The sequence below is a fragment of the Prevotella sp. TF12-30 genome (assembly GCF_003436715.1).
GTDB lineage: Bacteria > Bacteroidota > Bacteroidia > Bacteroidales > Bacteroidaceae > Prevotella > Prevotella copri_A.
In genome coordinates, this window is the sequence record NZ_QSQJ01000002.1 from 1 (window position 1) to 12,229 (window position 12,229).

At 44.0% G+C, this 12,229-nt stretch carries 6 protein-coding genes; 2 read left to right on the plus strand and 4 right to left on the minus strand.

The window, feature by feature from the left end:
• Positions 1–39: 39 nt before the first annotated feature.
• Entirely contained in the window at positions 40–3,519 is a 3,480-nt protein-coding gene (locus DXD25_RS01210) for a family 78 glycoside hydrolase catalytic domain (protein WP_233522152.1), read from the plus strand.
• A 357-nt stretch (positions 3,520–3,876) separates the two neighbouring features.
• On the opposite strand, the gene DXD25_RS01215 is transcribed toward DXD25_RS01210, so the two are convergent.
• Together DXD25_RS01215 and bglX are read right to left on the minus strand one after the other, a co-directional pair.
• The gene (locus tag DXD25_RS01215) at positions 3,877–5,196 is read right to left on the minus strand and encodes an ATP-binding protein (protein WP_117661427.1); all 1,320 of its coding nucleotides are present in this window, start codon (positions 5,194–5,196) and stop codon (positions 3,877–3,879) included.
• 350 nt (positions 5,197–5,546) lie between these two features.
• Positions 5,547–7,889: a beta-glucosidase BglX gene (gene bglX / locus DXD25_RS01225; RefSeq protein ID WP_117661429.1), complete on the minus strand. Its 2,343-nt coding sequence runs from the start codon at positions 7,887–7,889 to the stop codon at positions 5,547–5,549.
• 161 nt (positions 7,890–8,050) lie between these two features.
• On the opposite strand from bglX, the gene DXD25_RS16555 reads away from it, so the two are divergent.
• A complete protein-coding gene (locus DXD25_RS16555; RefSeq protein WP_153128175.1) occupies positions 8,051–8,191 on the plus strand; it encodes a hypothetical protein in 141 nt (46 codons plus the stop codon).
• A gap of 91 nt (positions 8,192–8,282) precedes the next feature.
• Here DXD25_RS16555 and DXD25_RS01235 read toward each other — a convergent pair whose 3' ends face one another.
• Together DXD25_RS01235 and DXD25_RS01240 are read right to left on the minus strand one after the other, a co-directional pair.
• Entirely contained in the window at positions 8,283–10,544 is a 2,262-nt protein-coding gene (locus DXD25_RS01235) for a glycoside hydrolase family 3 C-terminal domain-containing protein (RefSeq protein WP_117661431.1), read from the minus strand.
• Positions 10,545–10,573: 29 nt separating this feature from the next.
• On the minus strand, positions 10,574–12,208 hold the full coding sequence (locus DXD25_RS01240; protein ID WP_117661432.1) for a DUF6377 domain-containing protein: 1,635 nt from the start codon (positions 12,206–12,208) through the stop codon (positions 10,574–10,576).
• Positions 12,209–12,229 lie beyond the last annotated feature (21 nt).

Consider the following 12,229-nt stretch of genomic DNA (forward strand, 5'->3'; position numbering starts at 1 on the left):
TCATTTTCAATCGATTACATAAGAATTAACAGAGTATTGATGAAACATCGTATTGTCTTTTTTTTCTTTTGCATGTTGGCTGGCGCTTCTTACGCCAAACGTACAACATCGATAGCGCAGATGAAGGTGGAGTATCAGAAAACTCCAATTGCTCTTGAAGAGGAGCATCCTAGATTCAGTTGGCAAATGCTATCTGATGATCATTCCAGGAATTGCTATCAGAAAGCTTATGCCATTACTGTAACCGACGTGCAGGGAAAGGTATTGTGGAACTCTGGAAAAGTTGCCAATTCAAAGTCCTTGAATGTACGTTACGCAGGTAAGAAATTGATGCCTCAGAAAAGGTATCAATGGAATTTGACCGTTTGGAATCAGGATGACTGTCCAATGAGTCAAACTTCCTGGTTTGAGATGGGTTTAATGAACCATTCGGATAAGAGCGAAGCCTGGAAAGGTGCCAAATGGGTTGGTTTACCGGAATCCAGCAATGTGCTTCATAGTCAATACCTGCCTGTATTCAGATTCTCCATTTCTCTTCAATTAGACAAACGCAGCAAATCAAAACAAGCATCCTTCTTGCTTGGTGTCAATGACAGAAGATTGATGGATGCCAACAAAAACATCTATCATCTGCAGAATCATCAGGATGCTTCCTATATAAAGTTTGAACTGAATACTCAGGGAATAGATGATAAAAAGGAAGCAACAGTTGCAGTTTATAGAGTAGGATATGCCAAAGAGGACAAGCAGGATGTTCCTCTAAAGGTTATATCCATACCGGCGAGTGTCATCAATCAAGGTAACCGTTATCTCAAGCATCATTTTGAAGTGGCAGTCAACCTGGGGTATACGGAAATCTTCGTGGATGGTCAAAGTCTTGGAATACAGTCATTGAATCCTATAGGGCAAGGTGGAGACTTCCTGGCTTTTCCAGTATTGGCTGATCTGGGAATAGCAGTCAACAAATCTCAAATGGCTACTTTTTCGGAAGCCGAAGTGAGAGCATTTCGAAGTCCAGGTAATGTTATCGTAAAAGTAGATAAGCTCCAAATGACTTTAGATGGCAGGAAGTCCTCACGCCAGGTTATCATTAATCCTAGCCAGAAGTCTATGCCGATGCTTCGTACTAGTTTCAAGGTGGATAAGGAGGTGGACTCTGCTCGCCTCTATGTTACTGCACGTGGTGTATATGATGTTTATATGAATGGCAAACGTGTCAATGAGGAATATCTAAATCCAGGTATAACGCAATATAACAAAACACATACTTATCAGACATATGACGTTACTGAGCATTTACTGTATGGTCAGAATGCAATAGGTGCTATTTTGGGTGAAGGCTGGTGGAGTGGCGGTCTTACCTTTCAAGGTGAGAACTGGAATTATTTCGGTGACCGTCAGTCACTATTGGCCAGATTATATATTAGGTATAAGGATGGCAGCAACCAGGATGTTGTAACATCTCCTTCTCTGTGGCAATACTACGATGAAGGACCTGTGAAATACGGAAGTCTTTTCCAGGGAGAAGTATATGATGCTTGCCGTGAGGGTGATGTAGAAGGATGGTCTCTTCCTTCTTATGATGCCGGCAAATGGAGAGATTGTGTTGAAATCCCGTTGACCAAACATGTAAGCCATGACGGATGGGGCACGGCAATGGCTCCCGATGATTATAGCTTTTTCAAACTGGTGGGGCAAAATGAAAACACCATACTTCCTGTCTGTGAACTCCCTGCAAAATCGGTTAAGGAAGTGCGAAAAGGGGTATTCATTTATGATATGGGGCAGAACATGGTGGGTGTTCCAAAAATCAAATTCTGCGGTCTTTCACCTTCTACGCAAGTCACGATGAGATACGCAGAGGTATTGTATCCAAATCTTCCGGAATATGCTGGTGATGCGGGAATGATGATGATGGAGAACATCCGTGCAGCGATGGCGCAGGATATCTATGTCGCCAAAGGTGGTATCGAAGTTTTTACCCCCCGATTCACCTATCACGGTTACCGCTATATTGAAATCACCGGTTTGGAAGCTCCACTTCCATTGGAAAATGTCAAAGGAATCGTCTTGAGTTCTATCAAGAAGATTTCCTCAGAGTATCAGACTTCCGATGACAATATCAATCGTCTCTGGGAAAATGTGAAATGGTCCTCAATGGGAAATTTCCTCTCCATACCAACGGATTGCCCTCAGCGTAATGAGCGTATGGGTTGGGCTGGTGACATCTCTGTGTTTTCCCGTACAGCAACTTATATGACTGATGCCGCTGTCATGCTTCGCAGCTACTTGCAGGCAATGAGAGATGTACAAATCCCTGAGGGAAGATTTCAAGACATTGCCCCTGTAGGTGGTGGTTTTGGTGGGTTGCTGTGGGGAAGTGCCGGCATTACTGTTCCATGGGAGTGCTACCAGCAATATAATGATACCACCTTGATCAGGGAACATTATGCAGCAATGAAGAAATATATAGAATATGTGAAGAGCCATTATATAGATAGTACCACAGACATCATTGTTCAGAAACGGCAGTGGGGAGATCTTGGTGACTGGCTGGGACTGGAAGATGAACGGAATGACAAATCTCTTCTTTGGGAGTGTTATTATATCTATGATTTGGAATTGATGCAGAAGATGGCAGGAATATTGGGCTTTCCTGATGATGCAGCTTATTATGGGAATTTGCACAAGGAACGGGTTGAGCTGTTCAACGCCTCCTACGTGAATCCTTCTTCGGGTAAAACGATAGCTTCCTCATTCAATAAAGAACAAAAGGGCAAGTTGGTAGATACACAAACATCTTACGTACTTCCACTGGTATTTGATATCATCAAACCAGCATTGAGAACAAAGTTTATAGAAAACCTGAAGTCAACTCTCATACGTTCCAACAAAACAGACAAAGGAGAATATTGTCCACCTTATTCTCTGATGACGGGTTTTATTGGTACTGCCTGGATTAGCAAAGCCTTGTCGGATGCTGGGCAAGATAGCTTGGCTTATCGACTGCTTCGCCAAAAAACTTATCCATCCTGGCTATATCCAGTAACTCAGGGAGCAACAACAATATGGGAACGTCTCAATTCCTATACACATGAGAGAGGTTTTGGAGGCAACAACCGCATGAACTCCTTCAATCACTATTCTTTTGGAGCTGTGGCAGCTTGGATGTATAACTTTTCTTTGGGTATTCAGCGCGACGAGGAGAACCCTGGATTTAAGCATTTTCTGTTGCAACCCGAGCCTGATGAGCCAGGGGGCTTGCAGTATGCTTCCGGATTCTATGATAGTATGTATGGTAGGATCGAAAGCAAATGGGAACGAAAGGACAATAGACTTGTCTATTCATTTGTCATTCCAGCAAACACATCTGCTACGGTAAGTTTACCTGCAGCTTCTCAGAAGTCTGTTTTACTGGATGGAAAGAAATTAAAGAAGAATCAATATAAGCTAATAGGCAATAAATACGTTTTGGAATTGGCCTCAGGCCAATATCAGTTTACTGTCTGCGAAAACTAAATCTTATGCGTAAAGAGTATAAGAAGCATAGGCATCTTATCTCTTTACGCTCTTTTTTATCTTATAACTCCGTTTTTGTCCTGGCTGGTGAACCTCACTTTTTATAATCTCAGACTTTGCACTTATGAAGTGTATGGAATAATCGATATTGTACTTATCTTTACAAGTTGAAAGCTTCGTAAAAATCCCTTAAGGAAAATATTTTCCTTAAGGGAAAAAACAAAAACCCTTAAGGGAAAATATAGAATCTCTTCTTGTCCCCATTTTACGGGTGTTTGAGAAGTATTTTACTCGTTTAGAATAATATTAACATAATTTTTTGGCAGAATGCCATTCTTGTAATTAAGGAATAGCAAACTACATATCCTCCATCGACAATCCCTGGTATCCGATAGTGAATTTCTTGAATTTTCCTGTTGCCTGGAAGAAATGCTCGGCTTTATCTTTTAAGATGCCGAGATTTATATTCTTGGCTTGGCGTTTCACCTCATAGAAAATGACTTTTTGCTCCAGTTCATCGGCAGCGATGATATCGATTTCATTCTCTCCCTTTCTGTCCCACCAGGAAGCAATCTGGGTATATTCTTCGCTTTCAATCATCTTTGCTATGAAATATCTTTCCAGAACCTTGCCGGTATATGTGGTGTAGCCCTTGTCCATGACCATCTTTAGTTTCTTGTTGGCGCCAACCTCTATCATATATCCATATTTGTAGATGTAGCGAAACCAGACGCGAAGGAAGTTGTCTTCTATCTGGTACCGAATGTTGCGATTGGTCTTTTGAAACATCGGTGTATAACGGGAAATCAAGCAATAGTCGTTCTCCAGTTTAGTGAGATAGCCCGAGAGTTCTATTTTCATGATGCTTTCTATTTCACCACGGGTTGTGCAGCCTGAAGCGATAAGTTGCAGTATTTCGAAATATCGGGCATAGTCTTTGCCAAATTCCTCTATCAGCATATTTTTCCCTTCGTAGATGAAATAAGAGTTTTTTGCAACAAACTTCTCTGTCATCTGTTCCTTGGTCGTGGCTCCTGCATCCATCATCATTTCTACATATTCTGCTACTCCGCCTGTATAACTGTAGAGAGCTAGTAGGTCATCGTTGGTGTAGGCAGAATTATATGTAGAGAGAATTTCCTTGATGACAGAAGGAGGAAATGGAGTGACTTTTATTTCTCCAGTCTGCCTACCATAAAGTGGTTGCTTATTGTTCTTAAAGATGATGTTCATAAGTGAATAAACAGAACCGCAAACCACGAGATTGATATGAGTTTCCTGTTTGTTTAGATCCCATATCTTTTGCATATCTGAAAAGATAGATGGATTAACCCGCTTGAAATCTTGAAATTCGTCTATGATGAGAGTGATAGGGCGAATCTTGGATAGTTGAAGCAGATATTTAAAGATATCTGCAAAGCGTGTTACTTCGCCGAGGATAGGAAGCTGAAGTTTGGTCGTCATCTCTTCGATAAAATCTCTGCAGAGTTCAGCTTCTGATTTTCGTGCAACAAAGAAATACAGCATATCCTGAACATCCTCGTATGCTTTTATCAATAAGGATGTCTTTCCGCTACGTCGGCGTCCTGTTACGATTGTGAAACGAGCCGTTTGCAAAGATAGATTTCTTATCTCTTGCAATTCTTTTATTTCGTTTTGTCTTCCAAAGAACTTCATATTTCTATTATTTTAGAGTTTCTTTTTCTTGTTATTTTCCGAAACCGCTGTTTCCGAAATGGCGGTTTCGAATGCAAAGATAATAAAAAAGCTTGAATGTCAGTTAGTTTGCTTGTTGATTTAAGATTTTTTATTTGTTTGAATGTTGGATTTGTTTCCGAAATGGCGGTTTCGAACATTGTTCTGTTCTTATGTTGCGTTACAGGAAGATAAGTGCACTTAGGCTAATTGTTTGTCACCGTTATAACCTTGGATTATGAATCTATGGAAAGTTTTCAGGAGTGTAACCACACTCCTGAAAATTTTCAGTCTTGTATCTATCATTGCATGTTCATTTGCTTTTGGCACAATTATTTAACAGTAAGATTCTGGGTCTTTACCTCTTTACTGTTTCCTCCCACCATAATCTGGAAGTCGCCAGGTTCTATCACATGCTTTAATTCTGCGTTATAGAATTTGAGCATTTCAGGAGTGATGTCGAAGCTGATTTCCCTGCTTTCTCCTGCAGCCAGATGGATGCGCTGGAAACCTTTCAGCTCCTTGACAGGGCGAGAGATGCTGGCAACCATATCACGGATATAGAGCTGAACTATCTCGTCGGCATCACGGCTGCCCGTATTCTTTACGTTGATGGTGGCGGTGATCTTCCAGTCATCCCTATTGACTTCATGGCTGCTTAGCTTCAAATCGCCATACTCGAAAGTGGTGTAGCTCAATCCATAGCCGAATGGATAGAGAGGACCATTGCTTACATCCAGACAATTGCTGGCAAACTTGGCAAATTTCTGATTGTCATCTGGTACAGGGCGTCCCGTATTCTGATGATTGTAATAGAGTGGCTCCTGACCTGTTGTCTTTGGCATGGAAGTGGTGAGCTTACCTGATGGAACCTTGTCGCCGAAGATGACATCGCAAAGTGCATCTCCCACTTCTGAACCACCAAACCATACGTTCATGATGGCAGGAATGTGTTCATTCTCCCATGACAAAACCGTAGGACGACCGGCAAAGTTGAGCAATACGACAGGTTTTCCCGTCTTTGCGAGTTCTGCCAGAAGTTCTTGCTGCACATCAGGCATTTCCAGATTAGTGCGGCTTGCGCATTCCCCGCTCATATCGGCAGTTTCGCCCATGGCGCAGATAATCACATCTGCTTCCTTTGCTATCTGCAGCGCCTCGTTCTTCATCTTTACTTCATCTCCCCAGGCGATAGACTTGCCCAGTTCGCCGTTCTTCTGAAGTTCCCTATCGCGCCAGATATTGCTGCCCTGTGCATATAATAAGGTGGCTTTGCCATCGAGCGCTTTCTCCATGGCTTCCTTGATGGTAGTGTATTTCTCAGGAGCCTGGGCTACACTCCATGTGCCGGCTATATTATCGCGGGTATCTGCAAGAGGACCTATCAGCGCTATCTTTCCCTGCTTCTTTAGAGGAAGAAGATTTCCTTCATTTTTCAGAAGCACGAAGGTCTCGGCTGCTACGTCGCGAGCTATCTGTCGGTTTTCGGCAGAGTAGATGTCGGTCTTGTTTCGCTTGGTATTGCAGTAGCGGTAAGGATTGCTGAACAATCCCAGTTTGTATTTTGCCTCGAGGATGCGGCGGCAGGCAGTGTTGATGTCTTCCTCCGTCACCTTGCCCTCTGCCACGCTTTGTGCCAGATGCTTGACGAAGGCATTGGAGCACATATCCATATCCGTACCTGCCAGGAGTGCCTGTTCTGATGCCTCTTTCAGATCCTTGGCAGTGCCGTGGTTCAGAATCTCGGCGATAGATGCATAATCGGTTACCACGAATCCCTTGAATCCCCATTGTTTTCTCAAGACATCGGTCATCATCCAGTGGTTGGCGGTGGCAGGGGTATAATCTATCAGGTTGAACGAAGACATTACGCTGCCTACGCCAGCCTTTACCACGGCTTCGTAAGGAGGCAGGTATTGGTTCATCATGCGTATGCGACTCATATCTACGGTGTTGTATTCCTTTCCGCTCTCCACGGCTCCGTAGAGGGCAAAGTGCTTGAGGCACGCCATGATTCTATCGGCTCTCAATATCTCCTCTGTGCGCATGTCGGCGCCCTGGTAACCCTGTGTGAGTGCTGCACCCATCACGCCGCTCAGGTAAGGATCCTCTCCGTTACCCTCGCTGATTCGTCCCCATCGGGCATCGAGTGCAATATCTACCATAGGCGAGTAAGTCCAGTTGATTCCTGCAGCACTGGCTTCCTTTGCCGATACTTCGCCTACCTTCTTCATCGCTTCTGTATCCCAGGAGCAGGAGAGGGCGAGAGGGATAGGGAACATCGTCTCGTAACCATGGATTACGTCCATGCCCACCAGCAGCGGAATGCCCAGACGGCTGTTCTTGATGGCGATGTCCTGGAGAGCCTTGATTTTGTCGAGTCCCTTGATGTTGAATACGCCGCCCATGTTGCCTTTTGCAATGTCGCCACCCACCTGGGTGTTTAGGGCTCCACCGGTAGTGATATCGCCAGCCACCATCAGGTTGAGCTGACCGATTTTCTCCTGTAGAGTCATCTTTGCCATCAGCTGGTCGATATACTCCTTCATCGGCAGGATTTTACCTTTTTGAGTTGTTGTAGCAACTTTCTTCTTGCTGGCGGGTGTATGGGCGATGGCAGGAACCATCAGCGAGCCAGCCAGCAGAAATGATAGTGATATGAATGCTGTTCTCATGTTTATAATGTTAGTATGGTTATTATGCAACTTATATTATTGCTAGTATTGTTTTGCAAAAGTAATAAAAAAACTTGAGCCCACATAGCATAAAGGGTGAAAATGTTGATTTTTTTTCTGTTAAAGAAGGAAATAAGACTATATATGAACAAGCTAATGATATGATGCAAACCGATCATGAGTATATCGGCGAGTTATACGATTACTTTGATGCTGCGTTCCTGAAACTCTTCCTAAAGAATGGAGCCATCTGTGAAAGAGATGAATTTGAAACAAAGGTAAAGCAGATTGGAATGAGATGATATTCGGTATAAGTTTGGCGCAAACTTATACTGGGTGATAAAAAAGGTTCCTTGTGGAGTTTGAAAATCTCCAAAGGAACCTTTTTTTGTTTTATTTCAGTTCAAACGCCTTTTTGAGTTTCAGCTGATCGGAAGCATTTCCGACGAGCGCCTCAAACTTGCCTGCTTCTGCCTTCCAGGATGCAGCTGTTTCATCATAGAAGCTGAGTGCCTGCTTATTGATGGTGATGTTTACATCCTTGCTCTCTCCCGGCTGCAGGTAAACCTTCTGGAATCCCTTCAGCTCCTTGTAAGGGCGATCGACAGAAGCCTTTACATCATGGATATAGAGCTGGATGGTTTCTGCACCGGCACGTTTGCCAGTGTTCTTTACATTCACGGTAAAGGTGATAGAGTCATTCAGATTCATCAGATTCTTATCACTGCGAAGATTAGAGATGGCAAACTGAGTGTAGCTCAATCCATGTCCAAAGGCGAATGCTGGCTTGATGTTTTTCTTATCATTCCAGCGGTAGCCTACGTAGATGCCTTCCTTATACTCCTCATCAATGATGTTGCCCTCAGTCTTGGTTCCACCTTCCTTGCGCCAGGTGCCCGGATAGGTGTTTAATGCGTGGGCACCCACTTCCTGCAATGAGTTTACCCATGTGAATGGTAATTTGCCGCTAGGATTCTTGTCGCCGGTGAGGATAGAAGCCAGAGCTTTACCGCTTTCGCTACCGATATACCATCCCTGTACGATACCTGCTACCTTCTCTTTCCAAGGCATAGCCACTGCATTACCCGAGATATTCACATAGATGAAGTTCTTGTTGGCTTTAGCCAAAGCCTCAATGAATTTGTTTTGGGCGTAAGGCAATTCATACTGCTTGCGGTCGTGACCCTCGCAGTCCTGGTAGTCGCTCTTGTTCAGTCCGCCAAACATCACCACATAGTCGGCATCCTTGGCTTTCTTCACCGCCTCGTTTATCAATTCTGCCTCAGATCGATTATCTTTCAGATTTTGTCCAGAGGTAACGCCATTGTATTCGCCTGTTACATCGCCCACATAGCCTCGGGCATAGTCCACGCTGATACCTTCCTTGCTGAGTCGAGCCTTCAAGCCATCGAGTGGCAAAATCTCCTTCTGTACCTTGAGCGAAGAGCTGCCTCCGCCCACAGTCATCATCTTCACGGCATTTTCTCCTACTACCAAAACACGTTGTGCTTTCTGGGTATTGATAGGAAGCACATGGTTCTTGTTCTGGAGTAGTACGATGCCTTCTTCGGCAATCTGTCTGGCTGCAGCATAGTGGCTGTCAGAACAGAGGAAACCATGAGGACGGTTCGGATTCATGGTGGTGCGATAGAAGAGGCGCAATACGCGGCGCACCTTTTCATCCAATTCCTTGGTGGTGTATTTACCTTCCTGGATACCTTTTATATATGGTACGGCAAGGTAGTAATTATCGTAGGCATTGCTGGCACCCATGGTCAATCCGTTCGTCCATGTGCCGAACTCTATGTCGAGCCCGTTCTTCACGGCTTGGTCGGTATCGTGTGCGCCTCCCCAGTCGCTTACCACTACGCCGTCATATTTCCAGTCGCCCTTCAGAATCTTGTTCAGAGTCCACTGGTTATGGCAGTTGTGTTCGTTCTTGTAGAGATTGTATGCACCCATGATTCCCCAAGTCTTTCCTTTCTCTACAGCAGCCTTGAAGGCTGGGAGATAGATTTCATGGAGGGCACGGTCGCTCACGATGACGTTTACCTGATGACGGTATTCCTCGTCGTTATTGAGGCAGTAATGTTTCACGCAGGCTGATACTCCCTTAGACTGTAATCCTTGGATATAAGGTACAACCATGATGCTTGCCAGGTAAGGATCTTCACCCATATATTCGAAGTTGCGTCCGTTCAATGGGGTGCGATAGATGTTCACGCCAGGACCTAGAATCATGTCTTTTCCTCGATACAAAGCCTCTTCGCCTAATGATTCTCCATAGATTCTGCTCATCTGTGGGTTCCAAGATGCTGCCAGGCAGGTGAGGGCAGGGAAGGCTACGCAGGAGTCATTGGTTTGGCCAGCCTGCTCCCATTCGTCCCACAATACATCAGGGCGAACACCATGAGGACCGTCATCTGTCCAGAAGTCAGTAAATCCCAAACGGGGAACTCCTGCAGAGGAAAACTTACTCTGTGCATGAATGATGCGAATCTTCTCTTGAAGTGTCATTCGGGCAATGGCATCGTCGATGCGTTGTTCTACAGGTTTGGTGTTGTCGAGATAGACGGGCAACTGACCTGTTTGTTGTGCGCTGGAGGTGGCTATAGCCGCCATCGACAGTGCGCAGGATAGAATGAAGTGTTTCATATTTTTTATTTGATATTCTTGAGTGGATCTTATGCGATTATCATACAGAGCTTGAGTACGTTCTCCTCGAAGTGCTCCTTGTCTATGGCATTGTTCTTGAGGATGGAACGATAGTTATATACAGTTTGTGGTGAATAAGACAAGATGCCGGCAATCTTGGAACTTTCAGTAATGCCTAATCGCAACAAGGCGCACACACGAAGGATGGGTGGCATTTCCCCATTCTCTTTCAGTTGGATGTGTGCCGATTCGGTGAGTTGCTGGTTCAGCTCGCTTATAAAAGTTGGGTACAGAGACAGGAATGCTTTGTCGAATTCCGTCAAAAACTCCTTGTTTTCTTTCTCTGTATTGGTTGAGGAAGAAAGGAGGCTCAGAAGTTCCTTGCTTTGGTTGGCTTTTATCTTTCTTACTGCCAAGGTGCGCAGTTTGCTGTTTCTCTCTATATTCTTATAACACAGGTCAATATACACCTTTACCAGTCTTTCGCGCTTCTGATTGGTATCCTTCAGTTCGTCGTTGATGAGATGCAACTGTCCATTGAGAACTTCCATTTTTGCGGATGTTGCTGTGATTTCATCTTTCTTTTGTTTCAGCAGCCTGTTCTTTTTGCGGATGAACAGGCTGCTAATACCTACTCCAAGTAGGAGCAGGATAATGACCAATAGGGCGATGTTGAGCAATCTGTTAGTTGTTTTGATGTCATCTGTATAGGCATTGGTAATCAATTGTAATTTGGATGAAATCTCAATGCGGCGCAACCGGCTTTTGTAGGTATAAGCATCTTCCAGGGATAGGTTGATGTATTCCTGGGCTTTGTTCAGACTTCTGGTCTTATGTTTGTAGATGAAGAGTGCGATGTCTTGCAGAGCGACATTTTCTTTTGTGGCAGAAGTGATGTCTGAGATGGCTGCAACCAGGAGGTAATGCTCCATTAGCTCTAGGTTGTTGGCTTTCTGATAGACCTCTGAAAGCGCAAAGGCGGTCATGGCATGCAGACGGCTGTTGGTCTTTTCCATGTTCAGTGCCTTTTTGTAGTATTGGATGGTCTTGTTATTGTTGGGATGATTGCTGAAATAGTATAATTCTCCCATCAGGTAGTAATAGAATGCATCTTTCTTTGGCGACAGTTCTATTGCTTTCTTCAGGTATTCCACTTTTTTCAGGTCGTAATTCTTGCTGAATTCATTGTTTTCACAGTAGGTTGACCAGTTGTTGTATAGTCCATACATTGTATAATAATATAGAAACTGATAGTCACGTGGTTCTTCCTTAGGCTCTATCTTCTGCAAAATTTCCTTTGCTTCTGCATAGAATCCACGTGTGATCAATAATCTGGTTTGGCTAAGCTGGAATCTTTTGTTAAAAAAGATATTGTTGCTCTTTTGGGCAAGGATGAGGCCTTTGTTTATGTAGGTCATTGCCGAGTCGTATTCGTAGGCTTTGTATTCGTTGGCGAGTTGTTCGTATAGCTTTAATTTGTCTTCGTTGCTGGTAACATACTTGGCTCCTTGCTTGATTTCATTTAAGCTTTTCTCTTTTAACTCTACATAATGGGCACGTTGTGCCAGGGCAGCATCCAGCTGCTTGTATAGCTGGTTGTTGTCTCCTTTTATGTATATCGGCTGTATCATCAGGGTGATGATTATAACGATAAGATGTCTCATATTTCCTATGTTTTTAGATTC

Excerpts from the sequence above, each read along its gene's own strand:
- bglX (WP_117661429.1), bottom strand. The coding sequence starts at position 7,889 with ATGAGAACAGCATTCATATCACTATCATTTCTGCTGGCTGGCTCGCTG.
- DXD25_RS01210 (WP_233522152.1), top strand. The coding sequence starts at position 40 with ATGAAACATCGTATTGTCTTTTTTTTCTTTTGCATGTTGGCTGGCGCT.
- DXD25_RS16555 (WP_153128175.1), top strand. The coding sequence starts at position 8,051 with ATGATGCAAACCGATCATGAGTATATCGGCGAGTTATACGATTACTTT.
- DXD25_RS01215 (WP_117661427.1), bottom strand. The coding sequence starts at position 5,196 with ATGAAGTTCTTTGGAAGACAAAACGAAATAAAAGAATTGCAAGAGATA.
- DXD25_RS01240 (WP_117661432.1), bottom strand. The coding sequence starts at position 12,208 with ATGAGACATCTTATCGTTATAATCATCACCCTGATGATACAGCCGATA.
- DXD25_RS01235 (WP_117661431.1), bottom strand. The coding sequence starts at position 10,544 with ATGAAACACTTCATTCTATCCTGCGCACTGTCGATGGCGGCTATAGCC.